The 25819-nt window shown below is 55.8% G+C and carries 22 protein-coding genes, 2 rRNA genes and 1 riboswitch (1 of these 25 running past the window's edge); of the genes, 20 read left to right on the forward strand and 4 right to left on the reverse strand.

The genetic code is table 11. The features are described 5' to 3' along the window. The 9 genes from SK3146_RS22580 to murQ all read left to right on the forward strand — a co-directional run. A 23S ribosomal RNA gene (locus tag SK3146_RS22580) occupies positions 1-2684 on the forward strand; it begins 240 nt to the left of the window's first position. A 153-nt stretch (positions 2685-2837) separates the two neighbouring features. Continuing rightward, positions 2838-2954, forward strand: a 5S ribosomal RNA gene (gene rrf / locus SK3146_RS22585). Between the two features lie 661 nt (positions 2955-3615). Further along, a complete protein-coding gene (locus SK3146_RS22590) occupies positions 3616-4476 on the forward strand; it encodes a MurR/RpiR family transcriptional regulator (RefSeq protein WP_249860891.1) in 861 nt (286 codons plus the stop codon). Continuing rightward, on the forward strand, positions 4469-5494 hold the full coding sequence (locus SK3146_RS22595; RefSeq protein ID WP_249860892.1) for a serine hydrolase domain-containing protein: 1026 nt from the start codon (positions 4469-4471) through the stop codon (positions 5492-5494). The genes SK3146_RS22590 and SK3146_RS22595 overlap by 8 nt, the downstream gene beginning before the upstream one ends. A 57-nt stretch (positions 5495-5551) precedes the next feature. Further along, entirely contained in the window at positions 5552-6856 is a 1305-nt protein-coding gene (locus SK3146_RS22600) for an ABC transporter substrate-binding protein (protein ID WP_249860893.1), read from the forward strand. Between the two features lie 30 nt (positions 6857-6886). Further along, positions 6887-7840, forward strand: a complete 954-nt coding sequence (locus SK3146_RS22605) for a carbohydrate ABC transporter permease (RefSeq protein ID WP_249860894.1) — start codon at positions 6887-6889, stop codon at positions 7838-7840. 13 nt (positions 7841-7853) lie between these two features. Further along, entirely contained in the window at positions 7854-8678 is an 825-nt protein-coding gene (locus SK3146_RS22610; protein ID WP_249860895.1) for a carbohydrate ABC transporter permease, read from the forward strand. A gap of 111 nt (positions 8679-8789) precedes the next feature. Continuing rightward, positions 8790-9821, forward strand: coding sequence for an N-acetylglucosamine kinase (locus SK3146_RS22615; protein WP_249860896.1), 1032 nt, complete (start codon positions 8790-8792; stop codon positions 9819-9821). Next, positions 9822-10736 (forward strand): N-acetylmuramic acid 6-phosphate etherase, encoded by a 915-nt coding sequence (gene murQ, locus SK3146_RS22620; protein WP_249860897.1) that lies wholly within the window; start codon positions 9822-9824, stop codon positions 10734-10736. Positions 10737-10806: 70 nt separating this feature from the next. Here murQ and SK3146_RS22625 read toward each other — a convergent pair whose 3' ends face one another. The 4 genes from SK3146_RS22625 to SK3146_RS22640 form a co-directional block, all read right to left on the reverse strand. Then, positions 10807-10974, reverse strand: coding sequence for a hypothetical protein (locus SK3146_RS22625; RefSeq protein WP_249860898.1), 168 nt, complete (start codon positions 10972-10974; stop codon positions 10807-10809). A 130-nt stretch (positions 10975-11104) separates the two neighbouring features. After that, complete coding sequence (nagA, locus tag SK3146_RS22630; RefSeq protein WP_249860899.1) at positions 11105-12289, reverse strand: N-acetylglucosamine-6-phosphate deacetylase; 1185 nt, start codon at positions 12287-12289, stop codon at positions 11105-11107. Then, a complete protein-coding gene (nagB, locus tag SK3146_RS22635) occupies positions 12286-13014 on the reverse strand; it encodes a glucosamine-6-phosphate deaminase (protein ID WP_249860900.1) in 729 nt (242 codons plus the stop codon). Before nagB ends, nagA begins: the two co-directional genes overlap by 4 nt. A gap of 20 nt (positions 13015-13034) precedes the next feature. Beyond that, a complete protein-coding gene (locus tag SK3146_RS22640; RefSeq protein ID WP_249860901.1) occupies positions 13035-13877 on the reverse strand; it encodes a MurR/RpiR family transcriptional regulator in 843 nt (280 codons plus the stop codon). A gap of 258 nt (positions 13878-14135) precedes the next feature. Here SK3146_RS22640 and SK3146_RS22645 point away from each other — a divergent pair, with 258 nt between their 5' ends. The 11 genes from SK3146_RS22645 to purF all read left to right on the forward strand — a co-directional run bounded on the left by SK3146_RS22645 (position 14136) and on the right by purF (position 25640). Further along, complete coding sequence (locus SK3146_RS22645; RefSeq protein WP_249860902.1) at positions 14136-15335, forward strand: Gfo/Idh/MocA family protein; 1200 nt, start codon at positions 14136-14138, stop codon at positions 15333-15335. Between the two features lie 144 nt (positions 15336-15479). Beyond that, complete coding sequence (locus SK3146_RS22650) at positions 15480-15785, forward strand: hypothetical protein (RefSeq protein WP_249860903.1); 306 nt, start codon at positions 15480-15482, stop codon at positions 15783-15785. Next, positions 15764-16426 (forward strand): DUF6483 family protein, encoded by a 663-nt coding sequence (locus tag SK3146_RS22655; RefSeq protein ID WP_249860904.1) that lies wholly within the window; start codon positions 15764-15766, stop codon positions 16424-16426. The genes SK3146_RS22650 and SK3146_RS22655 overlap by 22 nt, the downstream gene beginning before the upstream one ends. A gap of 146 nt (positions 16427-16572) precedes the next feature. Continuing rightward, positions 16573-16674, forward strand: a riboswitch (purine riboswitch). A gap of 178 nt (positions 16675-16852) precedes the next feature. Next, complete coding sequence (purE, locus tag SK3146_RS22660) at positions 16853-17338, forward strand: 5-(carboxyamino)imidazole ribonucleotide mutase (RefSeq protein ID WP_249860905.1); 486 nt, start codon at positions 16853-16855, stop codon at positions 17336-17338. Then, positions 17335-18519 (forward strand): 5-(carboxyamino)imidazole ribonucleotide synthase, encoded by a 1185-nt coding sequence (gene purK, locus SK3146_RS22665; RefSeq protein ID WP_249860906.1) that lies wholly within the window; start codon positions 17335-17337, stop codon positions 18517-18519. The genes purE and purK overlap by 4 nt, the downstream gene beginning before the upstream one ends. Before the next feature lie 40 nt (positions 18520-18559). After that, entirely contained in the window at positions 18560-19855 is a 1296-nt protein-coding gene (gene purB, locus SK3146_RS22670) for an adenylosuccinate lyase (RefSeq protein ID WP_249860907.1), read from the forward strand. Positions 19856-19940: 85 nt separating this feature from the next. After that, positions 19941-20828: a phosphoribosylaminoimidazolesuccinocarboxamide synthase gene (locus SK3146_RS22675; RefSeq protein ID WP_249860908.1), complete on the forward strand. Its 888-nt coding sequence runs from the start codon at positions 19941-19943 to the stop codon at positions 20826-20828. A 59-nt stretch (positions 20829-20887) separates the two neighbouring features. Further along, positions 20888-21130 (forward strand): phosphoribosylformylglycinamidine synthase subunit PurS, encoded by a 243-nt coding sequence (gene purS / locus SK3146_RS22680; RefSeq protein ID WP_079914022.1) that lies wholly within the window; start codon positions 20888-20890, stop codon positions 21128-21130. A gap of 130 nt (positions 21131-21260) precedes the next feature. Beyond that, entirely contained in the window at positions 21261-21956 is a 696-nt protein-coding gene (gene purQ, locus SK3146_RS22685) for a phosphoribosylformylglycinamidine synthase subunit PurQ (RefSeq protein ID WP_249860909.1), read from the forward strand. After that, positions 21934-24177, forward strand: coding sequence for a phosphoribosylformylglycinamidine synthase subunit PurL (gene purL, locus SK3146_RS22690; protein ID WP_249860910.1), 2244 nt, complete (start codon positions 21934-21936; stop codon positions 24175-24177). Before purQ ends, purL begins: the two co-directional genes overlap by 23 nt. Continuing rightward, positions 24162-25640, forward strand: coding sequence for an amidophosphoribosyltransferase (gene purF / locus SK3146_RS22695; RefSeq protein WP_249860911.1), 1479 nt, complete (start codon positions 24162-24164; stop codon positions 25638-25640). The genes purL and purF overlap by 16 nt, the downstream gene beginning before the upstream one ends. Positions 25641-25819: the final 179 nt, after the last annotated feature.

Here is a 25819-nt window from a genome sequence, read left to right on the forward strand (position 1 = left end):
CGTCAGTAGCGGCGAGCGAAAGCGGAACAGCCCAAACCAGAGGGCTTGCTCTCTGGGGTTGTGGGACGTCAATGTAGGTGCAGCAGGGTAGATGAAGCGGTCTGGAAAGGCCGGCCATAGAAGGTAAAAGCCCTGTAGTTGAAATTCTGCGAACACCTTAGACGGATCCCGAGTACCGCGAGACACGTGAAACCTCGTGGGAAGCAGGCAGGACCATCTGCCAAGGCTAAATACTCCCTAGCGACCGATAGTGAAGCAGTACCGTGAGGGAAAGGTGAAAAGAACCGCGGGAGCGGAGTGAAATAGAACCTGAAACCGTGTGCTTACAAGAAGTCAGAGCCCGTTAACGGGTGATGGCGTGCCTTTTGTAGAATGAACCGGCGAGTTACGTTCCCGTGCAAGGTTAAGGTGAAGAGCCGAAGCCGCAGCGAAAGCGAGTCTGAATAGGGCGACTTGAGTACGTGGGCGTAGACCCGAAACCGTGTGATCTACCCCTGCCCAGGGTGAAGGTGCGGTAACACGCACTGGAGGCCCGAACCCACGAATGTTGAAAAATTCGGGGATGAGGTGGGGGTAGCGGAGAAATTCCAATCGAACTCGGAGATAGCTGGTTCTCCCCGAAATAGCTTTAGGGCTAGCCTCGGGAGATGAGTAGTGGAGGTAAAGCACTGATTGGGTGCGGGGCCCGCCAAGGGTTACCAAGTCCAGTCAAACTCTGAATGCCACATACTTTATCCCGGGAGTCAGACAGTGAGTGCTAAGATCCATTGTCAAGAGGGAAACAGCCCAGACCATCAGCTAAGGTCCCCCAGTGTGTGTTAAGTGGGAAAGGATGTGGAGTTGCGCAGACAACCAGGATGTTGGCTTAGAAGCAGCCACCATTGAAAGAGTGCGTAATAGCTCACTGGTCGAGTGACTCTGCGCCGAAAATGTAACGGGGCTAAACACACCACCGAAGCTATGGATTGTAGATTTTATCTACTCTGGTAGGGGAGCGTTGTGTACAGGTTGAAGGTGTACCGTAAGGAGCGCTGGACAGTACACAAGTGAGAATGCCGGTATGAGTAACGAAAAGATCAGTGAGAATCTGATCCGCCGAAAGCCTAAGGGTTCCTGAGGAAGGCTCGTCCGCTCAGGGTAAGTCGGGACCTAAGGCGAGGCCGAAAGGCGTAGTCGAAGGACAACAGGTTGAAATTCCTGTACCACCGTGAACCGTTATGAGCGATGGGGTGACGCAGAAGGATAGTGACGCGGGCTGATGGATGCCCGTCCAAGCAGAGAGGCTGATGTGTAGGCAAATCCGCACATCATCAGGCTGGTCTGTGATGGGGAGCGAAAATAACAGTAGCGAAGGTCATGAGTTCAGGCTGCCAAGAAAAGCCTCTAGCCAGGGAGAAGGTGCCCGTACCGCAAACCGACACAGGTAGGCGAGCAGAGCATGCTAAGGCGCGCGGAAGAACTCTCGTTAAGGAACTCGGCAAAATGACCCCGTAACTTCGGGAGAAGGGGTGCCTCGGTAGGGTGAATAGCCCGAGGGGGCCGCAGTGAAAAGGCCCAAGCGACTGTTTAGCAAAAACACAGGTCTGTGCGAAGCCGCAAGGCGAAGTATACGGGCTGACGCCTGCCCGGTGCTGGAAGGTTAAGGGGAGTGGTTAGGGAGCAATCCCGAAGCTATGAACCGAAGCCCCAGTAAACGGCGGCCGTAACTATAACGGTCCTAAGGTAGCGAAATTCCTTGTCAGGTAAATTCTGACCCGCACGAATGGCGTAACGACTTGGGCGCTGTCTCAACGAGAGATCCGGTGAAATTTTAATACCTGTGAAGATGCAGGTTACCCGCGACAAGACGGAAAGACCCCATGGAGCTTTACTGCAGCTTGATATTGGACTTTGGTACGATCTGTACAGGATAGGTGGGAGCCTGAGAAGCATGAGCGCCAGCTTGTGTGGAGGCGACGTTGGGATACCACCCTGATCGTATCGGAGTTCTAACCTGGTACCGTGAACCGGTATGGGGACAGTGTCAGGTGGGCAGTTTGACTGGGGCGGTCGCCTCCTAAAGCGTAACGGAGGCGCCCCAAGGTTCCCTCAGAATGGTTGGAAATCATTCGAAGAGTGCAAAGGCAGAAGGGAGCTTGACTGCGAGACAAACAGGTCGAGCAGGGACGAAAGTCGGGCTTAGTGATCCGGTGGTACCGAATGGAAGGGCCATCGCTCAACGGATAAAAGCTACCCTGGGGATAACAGGCTTATCTCCCCCAAGAGTCCACATCGACGGGGAGGTTTGGCACCTCGATGTCGGCTCATCGCATCCTGGGGCTGAAGTAGGTCCCAAGGGTTGGGCTGTTCGCCCATTAAAGCGGTACGCGAGCTGGGTTCAGAACGTCGTGAGACAGTTCGGTCCCTATCTGTCGTGGGCGTAGGAAATTTGAGAGGAGCTGTCCTTAGTACGAGAGGACCGGGATGGACGTACCGCTGGTGTACCAGTTGTTCCGCCAGGAGCATGGCTGGATAGCTACGTACGGACGGGATAAGCGCTGAAAGCATCTAAGCGTGAAGCCCCCCTCAAGATGAGATTTCCCAGTAAGTAAGACCCCTTGAAGACGACGAGGTAGATAGGTTCGGGGTGGAAGCACGGCAACGTGTGGAGCTGACGAATACTAATCGGTCGAGGGCTTAACCAAATTCCCAAGAAAGTGAAGAGAAGCTTCGAAGCTGATTCCAAATACTTTCTCGGGGCCCGGAAACAAACCGAGAAGAACAAATAACCATTGCTCGCTACGCGCACGAGTTTCGTATCTAGTTTTCAAGGCGCAAGCCTTGAACAAGCTATACCGTTTGGTGATGATGGCGGAGGGGAACCACGCGTTCCCATCTCGAACACGACCGTTAAGCCCTCCAGCGTCGATGGTACTTGAACCGAAGGGTTCTGGGAGAGTAGAACGTCGCCAAGCAAAAGCAGTTGATCTTACGCAGATCAGCTGCTTTTTTTATTGTTTAGGAAATGATGCGCAGCCATATCCTGTGGAAATTCGGGGTCTCCCCCGAAAGGAAAGTCTACCCATAGAACGATCCCAGAGGAAGGGTTAGACGCCGATCCAGCTTAGGCTGGATGCGGACGCAATAAGCTTCAGAGCATCACGTCACTACCCTGGAAATTACTCTTGGTACCCCATTTCCATTGTCTGTGGTGCCGCGTCGGCGGCATGGATGGCTTTTGGGGGATTTGTTCTTGATAAGACTTATATGTCCCGCATATGCTGTAATAACCGAAGCTGCGCGCTATTGCTAGCTTGGCTGAAGGCTGGACAAGGAGGGGCCAATGCCAATGCCATCCGGAAGCTGTTTCTTCGGATAGGAAGGAAGCAAGTAGAAATGCCTTCAGATCGCAGACGAAATAAAAGGCTGTAAGAGGCGAAGACTGTATATCGTTGGTTTAGGGCAAATGCTTATGAAGCATAGGTCTTTTTTGGTGTGCAGACGGACAGCCCCAAAAAACTTTTAGGAAATAAAGTTTCAAAATAGTATTTACATCAGGAAATATTATTTTATAATTGTAATATAATTATTCCATACCGCATTTTAAAACGAATAGATCCCAAAGGAGATACCCCTATGTTGAACGGCGGTCTTATCGGCATCAAAGAAGCATTGGAATCGCTAAAGCCCACGGAGCAGAAGGTGGCGCAATATATATTGGAGAATCCGGAGACGGTGGTCAACGCCTCGGTTCAGAAGCTTGCCGAGCTGGCAGGAGTAAGCGAAGCGACGATAGTGAGGCTGGCCCGCTCGCTTCATCTCAAAGGCTTCCAGGAGCTGAAGCTGCGTATTGCGGCCGATTTGGCGAAAGCGACCAATCCTGTAAGCAACTCGTATCAAGAGATTCAAATCGACGGATCGGTGCAGGATTTGATTTTATCGATCTCCCATAATAACACGCTCTCGATTCAAGATACTTTAACGGTATTGTCCCCGAAGGATGTGGAGAGGGCTATAGATTGCCTGAGCAAGGCGAAGCGAGTGTATTTCTTCGGCGTCGGCGCTTCGGCGGTCATTGCCCAGGACTTCAAGCAGAAGCTGTCGCGGATTAACCGCTGGTGCGAGGCGGCGCCGGATTTTGACTCGCAGGCTACGCTGGCGGCGAACATGACGGAAGAAGACGTCGCATTCGGCATTTCCTATTCGGGACAGACGGAAAATATGATTCAGTCGTTGAAAATAGCCAAGCAAACCGGAGCGACGATCATTTCCTTGACGAAGTTCGGCAGCAATCCGGTGGCAGAGATGGCCGACATCTGTCTGTTTACAAGCTCACTCGAGCAAAGCATTCGCAGCGGCGCCATGGCGTCGCGAATAGCGCAGCTGAACGTTATCGATATACTGTATGTCGGGATCGCGAGCCGGACGTACGAAGAGAGCATTCAGGCGCTGGAAAAAACGCGTAAAGCGGTTAGCGGGTCGAAGCGCCATGGATAATATCGTACAAATGATTGAACGTTGGATCGCAGAGAAGCAAATTCCCGGCGCGGTGCTGGACATTTCCCAAGGAAGCGGATTCCGCTTCCAGAAGGCGTTCGGAGGGTACCGGCTGTCGGAGCAAAGCGAGTGGAAACCGCTTACGCTCGATTCGTTATTCGACGCCGCTTCCTTAACCAAGGTGACGGCGACCTTGCCGGCCGCAATGCTGCTTGTTCAGCAGGGGAAGCTGGAGCTTGAGAAGCCTCTGCGCAGCTACATCCCGGAATTCCGGCATCCGCAGGTGACGATAAGACATTTGCTGCAGCATTCATCGGGGCTGGCGGCGAGCTTGTACGATACGGCCAGGGACGTTCCTCGGGAAATAATGAAAGAAATTTTCGAGCAGGAGCTGGAATACGAACCCGGAACAAGGGTGCTTTACAGCGATCTGGGATTTATTTTGCTCGGGGTGACGGTGGAGCGAATAACGGGGATCAAGCTCAATGAATTCGTTCGCCGGGAAATCCATCTTCCGCTCGGCATGAACGATACGATGTTTCTGCCCGGAGCTTCGGAGCTGCATCGCATAGCGCCCACGGAACCGTTTAAAGACGGCTATGTCCATGGAGAGGTTCATGACGAGAAGACGTATCGAATGGGCGGAGTTACCGGCAGCGCGGGGTTGTTTACGACGGCGTTCGATCTGGCCGTTTACGGGCGAAGCTGGCTCCGCCAAGAAGACGGATTGCTCTCGAAGCGCTGGCGCGGCGAATGTCTGAGCCGTCCGTTCCACGGGCGCGGGCTCGGCTGGGAAATATGGCATGGCCAGCCGTCCGTTCCGAGCTGCGGCAGCAGTTGGCCAATGGGCAGCTTTGGCCATACCGGATTCACGGGCACAAGCCTCTGGGTCGATCCGCAGCATGAGCTGGTCGTCGTGCTTCTGACCAATGCCGTCCATTACGGCAGAGGAAATCCGCTCCGCAGGTTCAGGCCGATTATTCATGAGGCTATTTATTCCTCTATTATTGGGGGTTAAATATAGATTTACTTTTTGCTATGCATAGAAAGAACATTTTAAGGAGGAATGTTTACAATGAAACATGTTTCTCTGGTTCTTGCAGCAGCATTGGCGGTATCGCTGGCAGGATGCAGCTCGTCATCCGATCCGGCGCCCGCAACGGCACCGAAAGATTCCAAAGGGGATCAGCCTAACGCGGCTTCTTCGCAGCAAAAAGTAAAACTCACGATGGGCAGTTGGAGGACGGAGGATAAGGAAGCCTACGAGAAAATCATCAAGGAATTCCAGAAGAACAATCCGAACATCGAGATCGCGTTCAACCCGACGAAAAATACGGAGTACAATACGGTGTTGAACACGGCGCTGCAGACAGGAAGCGGTCCGGATATTATTCAGCTGCGCCCTTATGCGGCGGGCATTGCGCTGGCCGATGCGGGATACCTGGAGCCGCTCGATTCGCTCAAAGGCTTGAGCGTGATGTCCAAGGAAACGCTGGCCGCGGCAACGGGCAAAGACGGCAAAGTGTATGGCGTTCCTACGGTGTTCAGCTCGACGCAAATTTTTTACAACAAGAAGCTGTTTCAGAAATTCAACATCGAAGTGCCGAAAACATGGGACGATCTGATCAAAGCGGCCGAAACGCTGAAGCAGAACAAGGTGACTCCGTTCGCTTTCGGATCGAAGGAGGGCTGGATACTATCTCTGACGCATGGCGCGCTTGGGCCCGGATTTTACGGCGGAACGGATTTCGTGAAGAAGGTGACTTCCGGCCAAACGAACTTCAAGGACCCGGCGTTCCTCAGTTCCATTGACATGATGCAGGGTCTCACCAAGTATTTCCCTGACAATTATGTGGGATTGTCGATGGACGACATGCGCAATCTGTTCGTAACGGAGCAGGCGGGCATGATGGTCATGGGCGACTGGGAAATTGCGGTGATGAAGAAAATGAACCCTGCGCTGGAGATGGATGTGTTCCCGGTTCCGGCTCCTAACGGCGGCAAAGCGTCGGTAACGACTTGGGTCGACGGCTCGTTCTCCGTAAACAAAGCGTCCAAGAATAAAGCGGAAGCGATGAAATTCATCGAGTTTATGACGACCAAGGAGTTCGGCAATCTGGTAGCCAACGAGCTGATGAAGCCGAGCACGATTCCCGGTGTGCAGGCAAGCGATCCGATCGTCACGAAAATATCCGAATACGCCAACAGCATCGCTACGCCGTATATGTTCGTCGTTCATTTCAGCGCGGGCAACCCGACCTCCAAGACGGTTCTGGAAACGTCGATGCAGGGGATGTACCTGAATAAGCAGACGCCTCAGCAGGTGACGGAAGAAGTGCAGAAGAGCGTCGACACCTGGTTCAAGCCGGCGGCCAACTAGGTCAATATCGGGGAAAAGGCGGCGAGTCTTATGGCAGGGACGAATGTTCAACCGCAAGCAGCCCGGCATAAACAGAAACCGTTCCATTGGAGTAAAGGGTTTATTCATCTGTTTCCGATTCCGGCCCTCGCCGTCTATACGCTGTTCATCGTGTATCCGATTGTCGCCGCGTTCAGCTATAGTCTGTTTGAATGGCAGGGGCTGAAAAAAGGCGCGTTCATCGGAATCGGCAACTTCGTGACGCTATTTACCAAAGAGCCTTTCAACACCCGGTTTTGGGATGCTCTCGGCCATAATGCGTATTATTTTATTCTTGAGATGGTGGTGCAGAACGGAATCGCCTTTGCGCTGGCGTATATCATTTTCTCCAGGATCAAGGGCGCCGAGCTGTTCAAGATGGCTTACTTTTTGCCGAGGCTGCTGTCGGTTATCGTGGTCGGTTTTTTGTGGAAGCTGCTGCTGAACCCGAACTTCGGGGCCGTGAATGTGGTGCTGAAGCAGATCGGTCTGGAGTCATGGGCGCGGCCGTGGCTGGGGGAGCCGGCAACGGCGCTGACCGCGATTATATTGGCGAATTGCTGGTTCGGGATCGGGTTTGCGGTGCTTATCTTTTTGGCGGGATTGCAGTCGATTTCCCAGGAGGTGCTGGAGGCGGCACGGTTGGACGGCGTTAGGGGACTGCGGATGATTCGCACGATCGTGATGCCGATGATGATGCAATCTATCGTGATTATTACGGTGTTCACGTTCGTTCACGCCTTCGAAGCGTTCGAGCTGATCTACGCGATGCAGGGCTCGCAAGGAGAGCCTTACCATTCGACGGATACGCTGGCGGTGTTCTTTTACCGTACGGCCTTCGGCGGTTCAAGCGGCGACGGAGTGGCTATCGGTCTTGGTTCGTCGCTGGCGGTGACGCTGTTCTTTATTATCGCGGTGCTGTCGGCGGCGTTTATGGCCGTGATGAAGCAAAGAGACATGGAGTAGGGGGATTGCGCTCATGAGAGAATCTGCCGGAATCCGTATCGGCCAGTATGCCGTCGCCTCCTTGTTCGCCCTCGTCAGCTTGTACCCGATCTTCCTGATGCTGCTGTCCTCGCTGAAGACGAACATCGAGATTTTCAAAAGTCCGATGGCTTTGCCCGAATCGTGGAGCCTGGATGCTTACAGAAAGCTGCTGGATCAAGTGCCTTATTTCGACTACTTCTGGAACAGCGCGGCGGTGAGCGTCATTTCGGTCGCGTTGGTGCTGATTTTCGGGTCGCTGGCGTCGTTTTATATTGCCCGGTTTCACTTCAAGTGGAATGCGGCCCTGTTTTTCTTTTTCCTGATAGGGATGATGATTCCGATCAAGCTGGGGATTGTGCCGCTCTTTATGCTGATGAAGCAGATGCAGCTGCTTAATACGATCACCTCGCTTGTGCTCGTCTATACGGCGATCGGGATTCCGCTGTCGGTGCTTATTTTGACCGGATTTTTCCGGACGCTCCCAAAGGAGCTGGAAGAAGCGGGGCGCATCGACGGCTGCTCGAATATGAAAGTGCTGCTGAACATTATCGTGCCGCTGATGAGACCGGCGCTGGGCACGGTGATGATTATGAATTTCATTACGGTTTGGAACGATTTCTTTTTCCCGCTGATTTTCGTTCAGGAGGAGGAAAAAAAGACGATTCCGGTCGGCATGCTCACCTTGTTCAGCGAGTATTCCACCGATTGGAGCGTGCTGTTCGCGGGACTGACGTTGTCCTCACTGCCGATGATGATTTTGTTCGCCGTCGCTTCCAGGCAGTTCATGGAAGGGATGACGGCCGGGGCCGTAAAATAACCGGTCAAGTGTTCGGGAGCTAGTAATATAGACAAATAACGTTTTCGAGATATGAAAAAGCGCCGGGGAACCGGGAAAAGATTGCGTTTAGGCGAGGGGAGAGCGGGCGGCATGCCGTTAGAGAACACAAAGGATCAGACTAGGAGCAGGCGATTTATCGGCATCGACGGCGGCGGCACGAAAACCTCATGTGTCATCGGAGATGAAAGCGGAGCGGTACTGGCTGTGTGCCACGGAGAATCCAGCAATATGAAATCAAGGCCGTGGGAAGAGGTCAAGCGGGTTTTGGCGGAGCTTATCTCGCAGGCGATGGAGCTGTCGCAAAGCGAGATGAGCGACCTCGCAGGCGTATTTCTCGGCTTGGCCGGAGCCGACCGGCCGGAGGATAAGGAGCCGCTCTACGCGTATATGAAGGAGCTGCTGCCGGAAGGGACGCCCGTGACGATCCATAACGACGCGGTAACGGTGCTGGCGGCGGGCACTTGGGGCGAGGTGGGCATCGTGCTCATCTCGGGAACCGGATCGATTGCTTACGGCTTTTTGCCGGAGACGGATACTTGGGTGCGCGCCGGCGGATGGGGCTATTTGCTCGGCGACGAAGGCAGCGGATATGACATGGGCAGACAGGCTCTGATCGCCGTGATGCGGCAGCATGACGGCCGGGGCGGGCGAACGCGGTTAACCGACGATGTGCTGAAGCGGTGGTCGCTCGCGGACCCGAACCGGATTATCACGTATGTGTACAGCCAGCCTAATGTCCGTACGGCGATAGCCGAATTGGCCAGGCTCACGCTGGCCGCCGCCTGGGAAGGCGACGAGGCGGCCGGACAAATCGTCGCCCGCGGCATCGACGAGCTGGCCGAGCTGGCAGTAACGGTCCGATCGCGGCTGGCTGCGCTGCAGCCGGATAGGGATCTATCGGAGCTGCCGTTGGTGCTTAGCGGAGGCTTATTCGCGGACGACGGGTTTATGAACGCCTTGACGGAGCATGAGCTTGTGCGAGCCAGCGGACTAAAGCCCAGAAGGTTAAGTGTGCCTCCGGTTGCCGGCTGTTATGTGCTGGCTCTAAAGCAAGCGGGGGTGGAGATGACGGAGGCGATTCGGCAGCGAATTTCCGCTTGGGAGACAGGGAGGGAAGTCTAGTTGGACAACATCTTTCAGCCTGTGACGGAACAACGAAATGCGAAATCGGCAGAGCTTGACCGCCTGGATGTTCTGGAGATTATCCGGCTTATGAACGAAGAAGACCATACGGTGGCTGCCGCCGTACAGCAGGCGCTGCCGCAAATCGCGGCGATGATCGAAGCGATCGTGCAGGTGATGAGCCGCGGCGGGAGGCTGTTCTATATCGGGGCGGGCACCAGCGGACGGCTCGGCGTGCTGGATGCTTCGGAATGCCCGCCGACGTTCGGCGTCGACCGGAAGCTCGTCACCGGCCTGATTGCCGGCGGAGAAGCGGCGCTGACGACGGCGATCGAGAACGCCGAGGACGACGAGGAGGCGGGGGCGCGGGAGATCGAGGCGCAGGTGACGGCGAATGACGCCGTCGTCGGCATTGCCGCCAGCGGCAGTACGCCGTACGTGATCGGCGCGATCCGCAAAGCGCGCGAGCTCGGGGCGCTGACGGCAAGCGTCGCGTGCAACGACGGAGCGAAGCTGAGCGAGGCGGCGCAGTATGCGGTGGAAGTGTCCGTTGGACCCGAGGTCGTGACGGGGTCCACGCGGCTGAAGGCGGGTACGGCGACGAAGATGGTGCTGAATATGATTACGACGACGGCGATGATCAAGCTCGGCAAAGTGTACGGAAATTTGATGGTCAACGTTCAGGCGACCAATCAGAAGCTGCGCGAGCGCGTCGTGCGGATCGTGAGCGAAGCGACCGGAGCGGAGACGGAGACGGCGTCCGCTTATGTGCAGGCGGCGGAAGGCGATGCCAGAGCGGCGATCTTGATGCTGCGCTTCGGCATTACCCGCGAGGAAGCTTCGGAAGCGCTGCGGCAGTGCCGCGAGCATTTCGGCGATGCGGTGGCGAAACTGGAGAAGAAAAGCCTGGCTTAAGCGCCGGGCTTTTTGGTTGTTTAGGAAATGATGCGCAGCAATATCCTGTGGAAATCCGGGGGCTCCCCATCTACATATTGGCTCGTGCCTTTGCTTTATTCGTTAAGAACAAGGCGGGAATTACCATAGTTACCGTCAACACGCTGGCGACAAGAAAGCCGGTTTGATAAGAGGAAGCCAGATGAGCGAGGTTGGGCACGGCTTGATTCATCTGACTGGCTACAACCGTTGCCAGCACGGCAGAACCAAAGGCTCCGCCAATATTTTGAATAATGCGTGTGGCGACGCTCGCTTGCGGGATGACACTGGCAAAACAAAACCGACTTCCAGTTCCGGAAGTCGGTTTTTACATTTCATTGCGCGGCGCGTTATCGGATCGCGCGTCCTTGCACCCAGACGCGCTCCAGCTCCAGCTGCGCGTTCAGCAGCAGCACGTCGGCCTGCTTGCCCGGGGCAAGCGAGCCGGTCGCCTGCTCGATGCCGAGCCTGCGGGCCGGAGTGGCACTGGCCATCCGGCTCGCGTGCTCGACGCTGATGCCGGCGTTCAGCACGGCATAGCGGAAGGCATCGATCATGGTGAGCGTGCTGCCCGCCAGGCTGTCGCCCTCCTTGAGCCGCGCTACGCCGTCATTTACGACAACGTCGAGGTCGCCGAGCTTGTACTCGCCGTTCCCGAGGCCGGCGGCCGACATCGCATCGGTGATCAGCACCATGTTGTCGGGGCCTTTCAGCTGCGCGAGCAGGCCGATGCACGCGGGATGCACGTGATGGCCGTCGGCGATCACTTCCGCCATGATGGCGGGATTCGTCAGCACCGCGCCGACGGTGCCGGGCTCGCGATGATGCAGACGGGTCATCGCGTTGAACGTATGCACCGCGTGGCTCAGCCCGTGCCGCACCGCGAGCTGAACTTGATCGAACGTGGCGTCGGTATGGCCGAGCGCAGCCACGATGCCTTGTGCGGCCAGCGCTTCGATGTACTCCAGCGCGCCTTCGGTTTCCGGCGCCAGCGTCTGCATCCGGATGAGTCCCGGAAAGCGCCGCGTCCAATCGTCAAGCCATGCCGGCTGAGGCGGCACGATATGCTGCGGGTTTTGCGCGCCGGGCCATTTGGCGCTGATGTAAGGCCCTTCAAGATGGACGCCTAACAGCTGCGCGTAGGCCATGCCCGATTCGCGGTAAGCTTGAACGCGTTCCAGCACCCGGTCGAGATCGGCTTTGGGCGCGGTGACGTTCGTAGCCAGCATGCCGGTCGTTCCATGCTGTCCGTGGAAGCGGGCGATCGCGTCCAGCTCGGCCGCGTCGGCGTCCATGAAGTCGTAGCCGTAGCCGCCGTGGACGTGAATGTCGATAAAGCCGGGGATTACCCAGCCGCCTTGGCCGTCGATCAAGTCACAGCTTGGCGACAGCGTACGGGCATGCTCGACGCTTCCCGTATCTTGACCCATGGCCGAGATGCGTCCTTCGGTAAGCAGAATCCAGCCGTTTTGGATCGTCGACTCCGGCGTTACGATCTTCACATTATATAAGTAAGTATCTTGTACGTTGTTCATTGAAACAGCCTCCCAGCTTCGGAATCTAGTAATACGACCAAATGCGGATGAGTTTGCAATAGCGAAGCCGGGCAATCGGTCGTAATCGGTCCGGTCAGGGCGCGATGGACGATTTCCGCCTTATCGGCGCCTTTGACCACTAGCAGTATCATCTTCGCCTTGAGGATCGTACCTACGCCCATCGTCAGCGCATGGGTAGGCACTTGATCCATCGAATCGAAGAAGCGGGCGTTCGCGCGTCTCGTCTCTTCGCGCAGCTTCACGATATGAGTGCCGCTGTTCAGCGCATGATCCGGCTCATTGAAGCCGATATGGCCGTTGTGGCCGAGCCCCAGCAGCTGCAGGTCGATCTGCTTCGCTTCGGCGATCAGCTCGTCGTAGCGCAAGCATTCGGCTGCCGGATCGGCCGCGTTGCCGTCGGGAATATGCGCCCGGCCGCGCGGCAGGTCGATATGGTGAAACAAATGGGCGTTCATGTAACTGCGGTAGCTCTCCGGATGATCCTCGGGAAGCCCGACGTATTCGTCGAGGTTAAATGTAGTCGCTTCGCGGAAGCTGACGACGCCGCGGCGGTAGCTCTTGACGATCTCCTCATAGAGCCCGACGGGCGTTCCTCCGGTGGCGAGCCCGAGCACGGCGCGGGGATTGGTTTGCACCAGGCCGGTAATGATGCCCGCCCCGGATTCATGCAGTTTGTCATGGGAATCGAATGTCAATAGATTCATGGAAGATCTGCTCCTTATGGCTAACGGTATTTTTTGACCATTTGAAACGAATTTTCGAGCCGCGGAACGAGGTCGTCGAACTGTTCGCTGACCAGGCCGACGAACAAAATATCGATCACATGCAGCTGCGCGATCCGGGAGGCCATGTCGCCGCGGCGCATCCCTTCCTCCAGCGTCGAGGTGAACAAGGAGATGGAGGCCAGCGAAGTCAATGTGTTCGCGCCGAACTTCGTCAGCGAAATCGTGGTCGCCCCGTTCTCGGCGGCGCATTTCAACGCGGCGATCGTCTCCGCCGTTTCGCCCGAATAGGAGATGCCGATGGCGACGTCCCGATCGGTCAAATTCGACGCGGAGGTCACCTGCATATGCGGGTCGGAGAACGTGACGGCACGCTTGCCGATGCGCACGAGCTTCTGGTAAAAGTCCTGGGCTACGAGCCCGGAGGTGGCGACGCCGTACAGATCGATCTGGCGCGCCGACTTGAGCGCTTCGATCGCCTTGTGCAGCTGCTTCATATCGAGCATTCGCGTCGTGTCCGTAATGGAGCGAACGTGGTTCGCCTCCATCGCCGATACGATGCTCGGCAGCGGATTGCCTGCGACGATATCCTGATACGACTGCGCGGCGGGCTCCAGCGCCAGCTCGGCCGCCAGCTTCAGCTTGAATTCGGTGAAGCCGGAGAAGTGAAACTGCTTGCAGAACCGGGAGATCGTAGCCGTGCTGCCGCCTGACTGCTGGGAGAGCTCCGTAATCCCCATATGGACGATATTCTGCGCATGGGCGAGCACATAGGCGGCGATCTCTTTTTCCTTGCGGTTCATCGTATCCATTTGTTCCTGTATGGCGGTTAGTATACCGGGCATTTTGATTCCTCGTTTACCGTATTTAGAATTGCATAGATTAGAAAATAATTTTCAAAAACAATAAACTATGAAGAAAAACTTTTACATTTCTACTATAGCGAAATTATTGTCCGATAGCAATATGCTTCCCGCCGATTTTCAAGATAGCGGTTCCAAAAGTGAGAATATAATTCCATTCTTAATAAGACGCCCCTTTAAGGCAGGTGTAGAATGAAGCTGCAATGGAATAGCGAACTTGTAAACCGAGGTGAATGAATCATGAGCGGAAATCAAGTGTCTCTTTTATTAGTCGGAATCGGAGGCTATGGAAGTACGTATGTGAAACAACTGCTGAACGAGCCTGATCTGGCCGAAGCGGTCATTGCCGGAATCGTCGATATCCACCCGGAACGAAGCAACCATTATGAAATGCTGAAAAGTATGAACATTCCGTTTTACCCGTCGATGGAGAGCTTTTATGCGGAGAAGAAAGCCGATCTTGCCGTTATTTCGACGCCGATTCAGTTTCATTGCGAGCAGACCTGCCTCGCCCTTGCTAACGGAAGCCATGTACTGTGCGAGAAGCCGATTGCGGCAACGATACAAGAGGTGCGCCGGATGATGGAGGCGCGCGACCGGGCCGGCAAATTCGTGGCGATCGGCTACAACTTGTCGTATACCGCACAGATCCAGCAGCTGAAGCGGGATATCGCATCCGGACTGTTTGGCAAGCCGAAACGGCTGAAATCCATCGTGCTCTGGAGACGGACGGACGATTATTTCTCGAGCGGATGGAAAGGCCGGAGAAAAAGCGACAAGGGCGAATGGATTCTCGATAGCGTAGCGCATAACGCAACGTCCCATTATTTGCATAATATGTTCTATGTCCTTGGCGCTCGGACGGATGCCAGTCTAATGCCCGACAGCGTCGAGGCCGAGCTGTACCGGGTCAACCCTATAGAGAATTTCGATACGTGCGCCGTGAAGGCGATCGGAGAGGACGGGGTGGAGCTGTACTTTTACGCTACTCATGCGGTGCAGGACAATTTCGGCCCTTCGTTTTGCTTTGAATTTGACAAAGCGACGATCACGTATACGTCAGGTCAGCATGCGGACCGGATCGACGCCGTCTTTCACGATGGAACGGTCAAAGGCTATGAGCCGCAACAATCGACCAAGCTGCTCACCTGCATAGAAGCCGCAGCCGTGGGCGGCACGGACATCCCCTGCGGGCTGGAAGCCGCCTATGCCCAAGTGCTATGCATGAACGGGATGCTGGAGTCGATGCCGAAGGTGAAGGAATTTCCCGCCGGGCTGGTGCGCAGGGACGAGGAAGTGCGTTCGTTCTGGGTGGACGGCTTGAGGGAAGCGCTGCTGGACAGCTACCACCGCTGGGCGCTGCCCTCGGATTTGGGATTCGAATGGGCGGCGAAAGGAGATATCGTCCGGATGGCGGGCTATGAAGCTTACACCGGGTAAAGGATAGCTCGAGGCGTCAGTGGCTATGTTACGGTTCGGGAACGATGATATATTATAGAACGAAGCGCCGCGAAGCAAGCGGGAGCGATCGTTCGGAAATAACCGCTGGACCGTGCTGAATAGGCAGGTTTGGCGGTTTTTTACATGGAATACGAGTGCCGGATGGAAGAGAGGATTATCGAGGTAGAAGACAGTCTGCTGTTTAGCCCCCGCTATGCGCGGGGTTATTTGGCTTGGGAATCGCACCGCGCGCAGCCGTTCTTTTCCAACGATGCGCCGATGCTGTACAATGGAGAAGAAGAAGCCGAGGCGGACGCCGGGCTGTGCCTTGATTGCGGATGCTGCGCATCTGCCGGCATTGGAGCCTGCAGGCCGTCCTTGTCTTCCGGGCGGAAGAAGCCCGGATGCTGGAGGAAGGAGGATCGACCTTGTACCGTAGAGATTATTTAGTAAGAATGATCGAACAGTTTACTGTGACATTGGGACAAGTGATGTTCCAGCGGCAGCAGCGGCGGTTTCAAGAGGCTATGGAGCTGCTGACGCAGGCGATGAAGCAGCTGCTCGGCCTGAACTCCAAGATGGTGCGGGCGCTGTCCGCCAAAGATGTCATCGCGCTGCTGACGACGAACGGCTATTTTGACGCAGGCAAGGGTTTGCTCTTAAGCGATATGCTGAAGGCCGAGGGCGAACTGCTGGCGGAAGCGGGGGATGAACCCGAAGGGCGGGGCATTTATTTGAAGGCGCTGGAGCTTTTGCTCGAAATGCGCTGGATGCAGGAGTCGCGCGAGCTGACGGAGGATATCGGGGAACGCGTCGAGGCGCTGCTCCCTCTAGTGAGCCAGGTCAGAAAAACCGGGCGGTTGTCGGAGCTGCTTATCGATTACTACGAAGCGGCGGGCCAGCTGTCCAAAGCGGAGGATTCGCTGTTTTTCATGCTGGAAGATGATCCGGGAAACGCCGCTATCGTGGAGCGGGGCCTTGAGATGTACGAGCGTTGGCAGAAGCTTGAGCCAAGCGAGCTGGAAGCGGGGAACTTAAGCGAAGAAGAAATCAGGGATAGTTACGCTTTACTCGTTAAAATGAAACGATAACAAGCTTTTACGGCGGCAATGTACGGGATTTGTTATTTGAAATGCGAACCTTTTTACTCTATTTTCACATAATGTTCGCCTTTTTTTATTGACATCGGCCTTCCACGGCTGGTAAACTAAACATGTTATCAGAACGTGAGTTAAAGCTGAAAAATGTCAAATTTTCTCGTATAATGTCGGGGATATGGCCCGGAAGTATCTACCCAAAGACCGTAAATTTTTGGACTACGAGTAAGCCCGCACGAAAGGTCGGCACAGGGGTGCTTGGCCTTAGCTTGCGCTGGAACCGTACTCGTCGTCCTGCCGATAGACCGCCTACCTGCGCTATCTGCCGGGCGTTTTATATTTTCAGGCGGCTGTAAGAAATTCATAAGACAGCAGGGTTCATGGACGGTAAGAAAAAAGCGCATATGACGGAGGTTTGAAATGTCTGTTCTTGTTGGAGTCATCATGGGAAGCAAGTCCGATTGGGAAACCATGAAGCATGCCTGCGACATGCTGGAAGAGCTCGGAGTGCCTTATGAGAAACAGGTCGTATCGGCTCACCGCACGCCGGATTTGATGTTCGAGTATGCGGCATCCGCCGCGGAGCGCGGATTGAAGGTTATTATAGCGGGAGCGGGGGGCGCCGCTCATCTGCCCGGCATGGTCGCCGCCAAGACGGAACTGCCGGTTATTGGCGTTCCCGTCAAAACGTCGACGCTGAACGGAATGGACTCGCTGCTGTCGATCGTGCAGATGCCCGGTGGCATTCCGGTGGCTACGGTGGCGATCGGCCACGCCGGGGCTACCAATGCGGGGCTCTTGGCCGCCCAAATCCTGGGCGCGTTCGATCCGCAGCTGCAGAGCAAGGTTCGCGACCGCCGCGAGCGGATTCGCCAATCGGTGATAGAAAGCAGCGTGCTGGAATGAGCGCGGCGGGCAACAACCGTGACGGCAGCCGCGTCATTCGTCCCGGCGGCACGATCGGCGTGCTCGGAGGCGGGCAGCTAGGACGGATGCTGGCGCTGTCCGGCCGTGCGATGGGCTATCGCTTCGTGACGCTGGACCCTACTCCCGACGCCCCTTGCGGGCAGGTCGCCGACCGTCAGATCGTCGCTTCTTATGATGATGCCAAGGCGGCACAGTCGCTTGCCGAGCAGTCGGACGTCATCACTTACGAATTCGAGAATGTGGATGCGGACGTGACGGAGCTGCTTATGCGGCAATCCTACGTGCCGCAGGGCAGCAAGCTCCTCTATACGACTCAGCATCGGCTGCGCGAGAAGCGGGCGATTGAAGCCGCCGGCGTGCAGGTTGCGCCGTACGCGGAGATCGCAAGTGCCGAGCAATTGCGGGAGGCGGTCGTTCAATTCGGTACGCCCTGCGTGCTGAAGACGGCGACGGGCGGTTACGACGGCAAGGGCCAATGGGTGATCCGCTCGCTGGACGAGGTAGAAGAGGCGTACGACACGCTGAGCCGCGCCAAGACGGAGCTCGTGCTGGAGCAATTTATCCGCTTCGAGAAGGAGCTGTCCGTCATTGCGGCAAGAAGCCCGCGCGGAGAAGTGAAGGCGTTCCCGGCAGCGGAGAATATTCATATTAACAATATATTGCATTTATCCATTGTGCCGGCAAGAACGAGCGAGAGCATCCAGCAGGAGGCCGAACGGCTGGCGATGCGCATCGCCGAAGCGTTGGACGTCATCGGTCTGATCGCCGTAGAAATGTTCCTGACCCGGGACGGACAGCTGTTCGTCAACGAGCTCGCGCCGCGTCCCCACAATTCGGGGCATTACACGATGGAAGCTTGCCAGACGTCGCAGTTCGAGCAGCATGTACGGGCGATATGCAATCTGCCGCTCGGTTCGACGAAGCTGCTGACGCCGGTCGTTATGGTCAATGTGCTCGGCCAGCATGTAGAACCGCTGCTGGACTGGATTGCAGATCCCGAGTCCGAGAGGCAGCCGGGCGTGACGGCGAAGGTGCATTTGTACGGCAAGCAGGAGGCCAAGCATAACCGCAAGATGGGGCATGTCAATGTGCTGGCCGACGCTCCGGAAGCCGCGCTGCAGTGGATAGAGGCTTCAAACATATGGAAAACTAATCAATAAGGATTGAAACGTTTATTATACAGAAGCGGAGGATTTTACAATGATCGATCGTTACACGAGACCGGAAATGGCGCGGATTTGGACGGAGGAAAACAAATTCAGGGCCTGGCTTGAAGTGGAGCTGCTCTCCTGTGAAGCATGGGCTGAGCTTGGCATCATTCCGAAAGAGGATGTGAAGGAGCTGCGCAAAAATGCGGACTTCGACATCGACCGGATTTATGAAATCGAACAGGAGACCCGCCATGACGTCATCGCCTTTACCCGCGCTGTATCGGAGAAGGTAGGACCGGAGCGCAAATGGGTTCATTACGGGCTCACTTCCACCGACGTCGTCGATACGGCGCTCGGTTATCTGCTGAAGCAGGCCAATGAAATTTTGGAACAGGACATCATTAATTTCATCGACATTTTGAAAAACAAAGCGATTCAATATAAAGATACGGCGATGATGGGCCGCACGCACGGCGTTCATGCCGAGCCGACGACCTTCGGTTTGAAAATGGCGCTGTGGTACGAAGAAATGAAACGGAATCTGGAGCGCTTCCGCTTCGCCGCCGACGGCGTGCAATACGGTAAAATTTCCGGCGCGGTAGGCACGTACGCGAACATCGATCCGTTCGTCGAAAAATATGTGTGCGACAAGCTCGGCACGAATCCGGCCCCGATCTCCACTCAGACGCTGCAGCGCGACCGTCATGCCGAATATATGGCGACGCTGGCGCTGATCGCGACATCGCTCGATAAATTTGCGACCGAAATCCGCGCCTTGCAAAAGAGCGAGTTCCGCGAAGTCGAGGAGCCGTTCGCCAAAGGGCAAAAAGGCTCGTCCGCGATGCCGCACAAGCGCAATCCGATCGGCTGCGAAAGCATCTCCGGCCTCTCCCGCGTTATCCGCGGCCATATGATCTCGGCTTACGAGAACGTGACGCTGTGGCATGAGCGCGATATTTCGCACTCCTCCGTCGAACGGATTATTTTGCCGGATGCGACGACACTGCTCAACTACATGCTGAACCGTTTCGGCAATATCGTGAAAAACTTGACCGTATTCCCAGAGAACATGAAGCGCAATATGCAGAGCACGTACGGCGTTCCGTTTTCCGGCCGCGTGATGACGAAGCTGATCGACAAAGGCTTCAGCCGCGAGCAGGCGTACGACACCGTGCAGCCAAGAGCGATGCAGGCTTGGGAAGAGCAGCGTTCGTTCCGCGAGATCGTGGAGAACACACCGGCCATTCGCGAGCAGCTTAGCCTCGAAGACATCGAGGATTGCTTCAATCCTAGCTGGCATTTGAAGCATGTGGATACGATTTTCAAACGTTTGGGATTAGTTTAGCATATAAAAATTTCATGTCGTGAAGCAGGAAGCATGAAAGAAAGATGAAGAACATTTCGAACATTACGAGGAGGATCGCCCGCTCATGGTCTCAACGAAGGCAATTTCCAGCGCCGAACAATATGTCAAAGCGCCGCTGCTGTACAAAGGCAAAGTGCGCGAGCTGTACGACTTGGGGGAACATTACCTGATCGCGGTCACCGACCGCATCTCCGCTTTCGACTGGGTGCTCTCTCCCGCGGTTCCCGATAAAGGCAACGTGCTCAACAGCTTGAGCAAATTCTGGTTCGAGCAGACGAAGCATATGATGCCGAACCATCTGGTTCACGGCGACGTCGAGCGCTTGGGCGACATCATTACCGACCGCGAAGTGATGAAGGACCGCTTCATGGTTACGAAGAAGGCGGAGCGGATCGACATCGAATGCGTCGTACGCGGCTACATTACCGGCGGGGGCTGGCGCCAATACGAGAAGACGGGGATGATCAACGGTCATAAGCTGCCGGAAGGCATGCGCAAAAACGAGCGGTTTCCTCAGCCGATCTTCACTCCTGCCGCAAAGAACGACGTAGGCCACGACGAGGACATATCGATCGAGCGCATGAAGGAGCTGGTCGGCGCCGAGCTGACCGAGCAGCTGGAAGCGAAGAGCATTATGCTGTATGAATTCGCCCGCAGCTTCTGCGAGGAGCGCGGCATTATTTTGGCCGATACGAAATTTGAATTTGGTCTTATCGACGGGGAAATCATTTTGATCGACGAAATTTTCACCCCCGATTCATCGCGCTTCTGGGCGAAGGAAAACTTCGCTTACGACATTGAGATCGACAGTATGGACAAAGAACCGGTCCGGACGTACCTCGCCGGCACCGATTGGGATAAGAACAGCGAGCCGGCGCCGTTGCCGGCCGAAGTGGTGGAGGAAACTTCCCGCCGCTACAGAGCGATTTACGACCGTTTGGTTAAGGCCTAAATGGATTTCAACGATACATGCAGCGTTTATTCAACCACCCTCAAGGAGGATTTAATCTCATGTTAAAAGCAACCGTCTATGTAACGATTAAGCAAAGCGTACTCGATCCGCAAGGGGTGGCCGTCCAAGGCGCTCTGCATTCGATGGGTTTCGATGAAGTCGGTAAAGTTCGCGTGGGCAAATATTTGGAGCTGGAGCTTGGGACAAGCGACCGCGCCGTAGCGGAAGAACGCGTCAAAGCGATGTGCGAAAAGCTGCTGGCCAATACCGTTATTGAAGATTACCGTTACGAGCTGGTCTAAGCATTCCGTTAAAAAAGAACCTATACAACCCGATAACGTTGAAATACAAGCCGGATTTGACGCCCGGAGGACCTGTCGTCCCCCATTCAAACGGCATTAGACAGACATCGACCCAAAGGAGGAGCGCGTGATGAATTTCGCTGTACTGGTGTTTCCCGGCTCGAATTGCGACATCGACTGCTACAAAGCGGTAGAGGACACGATCGGCCAGCCCGTTAGCTACGTTTGGCATACCGAAACGGATTTATCCCAATATGACTGTATTATCGTTCCAGGAGGCTTTTCTTACGGAGATTACTTGCGCTGCGGGGCTATCGCCCGGTTCGCTCCGGTCATGAACGCGCTTGTGCAGGCGGCGGAGCAGGGGAAATATATTATCGGCATTTGCAACGGGTTTCAAATTTTGCTGGAGTCGGGATTGCTGCCAGGCGCGATGCTGCGCAACGAATCGCTTAAATTCCGCTGTCACGCGGCCATGCTGCAGGTTGAAAACGCAGATACGCCGTTCACATCCGAGTACAAGCAGGGCGAGCTGATCAACATTCCGATTGCGCACGGCGAAGGTAACTACTACTGCGACGACGCGACGCTGGCGGAGCTGAAGGCGAACAACCAGATCGTGTTCCGTTACGAAAAAGGCACCAATCCGAACGGTTCGGTAGACGATATTGCAGGCATTTGCAGCAAAAACGGCAACGTCCTGGGCATGATGCCGCATCCGGAACGCGCAGTGCACGAGCTGCTCGGTTCGGCCGACGGCAAACGGATGTTTACATCGATCTTGAGCACTTGGAGGGAAAAACATGGCGCAGCAACTATCGGCTAAGGAGCCAACTGCAGAGCAAATCGCAGAGCAAAAAATTTACAAGCAGATGGGCGTAACCGATGCCGAATACGAGCAAATTTGCGGTTTCCTCGGCCGTCAGCCGAACTATGTGGAAATCGGCGTATTCAGCGTCATGTGGTCCGAGCACTGCTCTTATAAAAATTCCAAACCGGTGCTTCGCAAATTCCCGGTAACCGGTCCGCGCGTATTGATGGGACCCGGCGAAGGCGCGGGGATCGTCGATATCGGAGACAAGCAAGCGGTCGTGTTCAAAATCGAAAGTCATAACCACCCGTCGGCAATCGAGCCTTATCAGGGCGCGGCTACGGGCGTAGGCGGCATTATCCGCGACATTTTCTCGATGGGAGCGCGTCCTGTGGCGCTGCTGAACAGCCTGCGTTTCGGCCGTCTTGAGAACGAGCGCGTCAAATATTTGTTCGAGCACGTCGTGTCAGGGATCGCCGGTTACGGAAACTGCATCGGCATTCCGACGGTCGGCGGCGAAGTGATGTTCGACGAGAGCTACGAGGGCAACCCGCTCGTTAACGCGATGTGCGTAGGGATTATCGATCATGACATGATTCAGAAGGGCGTCGCCAAAGGCGTAGGCAACCCGGTGTTCTATGTCGGTCCGGCTACGGGACGCGACGGCATTCACGGAGCGACCTTCGCTTCCGAGGAGCTTACGGCCGAATCCGAAGCGAAGCGCCCAGCAGTGCAAGTGGGCGATCCGTTCATGGAGAAGCTGGTGCTCGAAGCATGTCTTGATCTGATCAACTCCGGCATCGTGCTCGGCATTCAGGATATGGGCGCGGCGGGTCTCACCTGCTCCAGCTCGGAGATGGCGAGCAAGGCGGGCAACGGCATGGAGCTGTACCTCGACGAGGTGCCGCAGCGCGAAGAAGGCATGACGCCTTATGAAATGATGCTGTCCGAATCCCAGGAGCGGATGCTGTTTGTTGTCGAGCCTAAGCATGAAGCTCAAGCAAAGGCGATTTTCGAGCGTTGGGGACTGCACTGCGCCAAAGTCGGCAAAGTAACGGACGACGGCCGCCTGAAGCTGTTCCACAAGGGCGAGCTGGTCGGCGATATGCCGGTAACCGCGCTGGTCGACGAGTGCCCGGTATACAACAAGCCTTCCGCAGTGCCTGCTTACTACGTGGAGAACGGTTCGATCGATACGACTCGTTATCCGGAAGTAACCGATTTGAACGACGCATTGGAGAAGGTGCTTGCTTCGCCAAGCGTAGCAAGCAAAGAGTGGGTGTATAACCAATACGATTATATGGTTCGCACGAGCACGGCGGTACGTCCGGGGTCGGATGCGGCGGTCGTTACGATTCACGGCACGCGCAAAGCGCTGTCGATGTCGACGGACTGCAACGGACGTTACGTGTATCTCGATCCGGAAGTGGGCGGGATGATTGCGGTTGCCGAAGGCGCTCGCAATAACGTATGCTCCGGCGCCGAGCCTCTGGCGATTACGGATAACCTGAACTTCGGCAGCCCGGAGAAGCCGGATATTTTCTGGCAGCTGGAAAAAGCGGCCGACGGCATGGCGGAGGCTTGCCGCAAGCTGGAGACGCCGGTGATCGGCGGCAACGTCAGCTTGTATAACGAAAATGCGAAAGGCGCGATCTATCCGACGCCGGTCGTCGGTATGGTCGGCCTCGTTCACGATACGGATCACATTACGACGCAAGGCTTCAAACAAGAAGGCGACGTCATCATTTTGCTCGGCGAAACCAAAGCGGAGCTGGGCGGCAGCGAATTCCAATACGTGATGCATGGCGTAACGGAAGGCCGTCCTCCGCAGCTCGATCTCGATGTGGAGAAAAAGCTTCTGAGTGCCGTGCTCGGAGCGATCCAAAACGGTCTCGTCGCTTCCGCTCACGACTTGTCCGACGGCGGCTTGGCCGTGGCATTGGCGGAAAGCTGCATCAGCGGCCGTCTCGGAGCCAGTGTCAACTTCGCTACCGAGCTTCGCAACGATATCGCGCTGTTCAGCGAAAGCCAATCCCGCATTTTGCTGAGCGCTTCCCCGGACAAATCGGAAGCATTGAAGCAATGGATCGCCGAGAGCGGCGTATCTTATCAAGAGCTCGGTCAAGTTCAAGGACAAGAATTGCAAATCCAAGTTAACGATACACCGGTCATTCAAGCATCTGTCGCACAACTAGAAAAGGTTTGGAAGGATGCGATTCCATGTCTGATGAAGTAACGCAGCAGCTATGGACAGGTCGTTTCTATAATGACGGAATCAACAGCCATGACGGGCTGTTTGATAAGCTTCGCGAGGAATGCGGCGTCTTCGGGGTGTTCGGTCACTCCGAAGCCGCGAACCTGTCGTATTACGGGCTGCACGCGCTGCAGCATCGCGGACAGGAGAGCGCCGGCATCTGCGTAGCCAACGGCACGGATTTTAACTATCACCGCGGCATGGGTCTGGTGAAGGAAGTATTCAATAACGATAATCTCGGCACACTGACCGGCTCCAATTCGATCGGTCATGTCCGTTATTCCACGGCCGGAGAGAGCAAGCTGGCCAACGCGCAGCCGCTGATCTTCAAATACCGCGGCGGAGATTTGGCGATTGCGACCAACGGGAATTTGCATAATGCGGGCGATATAAAAAAAGAACTCGAAGCCCAGGGCTCGATCTTCCAAACGACAAGCGACACGGAAGTGGTCGCTCACCTGATCGCGCGCTCCAAGCACGACGATATTGCGCTGGCGGTGAAGGAAGCGCTGCTCCGGGTAGAGGGTGCTTATGCGTTTTTGTTTCTGACCCGCGATAAAATGATTGCCGCGCGCGACCCGCACGGCTTGCGTCCTTTCGTTATGGGACGCCTCGGCAACGGTTATTTGTTCGCCTCGGAGACCTGTGCTTTCGATGCGGTCGGCGGTACGTATTACCGCGATGTCGAGCCCGGCGAGCTGCTCGTGCTGGATAACAAAAACGGTCTTGTCGAAGACCGTTTCTCGCCGATTAGACAGCGCGCGATCTGCGCGATGGAATATATTTACTTCGCGCGTCCGGACAGCGACATCGACGCGATCAATATCCATTCCGCGCGCAAGCGGATGGGCCGCCAGCTCGCGCTGGAATCGTTCGTCGACGCCGATGTCGTAACCGGCGTGCCGGATTCGAGCATTTCGGCGGCGATCGGCTATGCCGAGCAAACCGGTATTCCTTATGAGCTCGGGCTCATCAAGAACCGGTACACCGGCAGGACGTTCATCCAGCCGAGCCAGGAGCTGCGCGAGCAGGGCGTGAAGATGAAGCTGAGCGCGGTGCGCAGTATTGTAGCGGGCAAGCGCGTCGTCATGATCGACGATTCGATCGTCCGCGGCACGACTTCCTTGCGGATCGTCAATCTGCTGCGCGAAGCGGGCGCTACGGAAGTGCATGTGCGCATCAGCTCGCCGCCGTTCAAAAATCCTTGCTTCTACGGCATCGATACGCCGGACCGCAAGGAGCTGATCGCCGCGCAGAAGTCGATTGAGGAAATCCGCCGGGCGATCAACGCCGACTCGCTGCATTTCCTAAGCAAAGAAGGGCTGCTCGCTTCCATCGGCCGCCCGAACGTCGAGCTGAACCGCGGCCACTGCACCGCCTGTTTCGACAACAGCTATCCGACTCGGGTTACCGAGGAGTCTTCTATCGGGTGCGGCTGCGATTAAGCCGGGCATGTGGAAGCCCGGTGAAAAAGCGCACGAAGCGTCGAGAGCAATCTGAAGAAGCGTTTCACGGGCAGATCTGATAGCAATGGCTTTACATGATCGAACTTAAGGCGGAGGAGGCAGACCGACTCCGCCATTCTATAGTAAATAAGCGAGCCGAATTGGAGGCGCGCGGGTAC

Origin of the sequence: Paenibacillus konkukensis (assembly GCF_023523925.1) — a bacterium.
Classification (GTDB): domain Bacteria; phylum Bacillota; class Bacilli; order Paenibacillales; family NBRC-103111; genus Paenibacillus_S; species Paenibacillus_S doosanensis.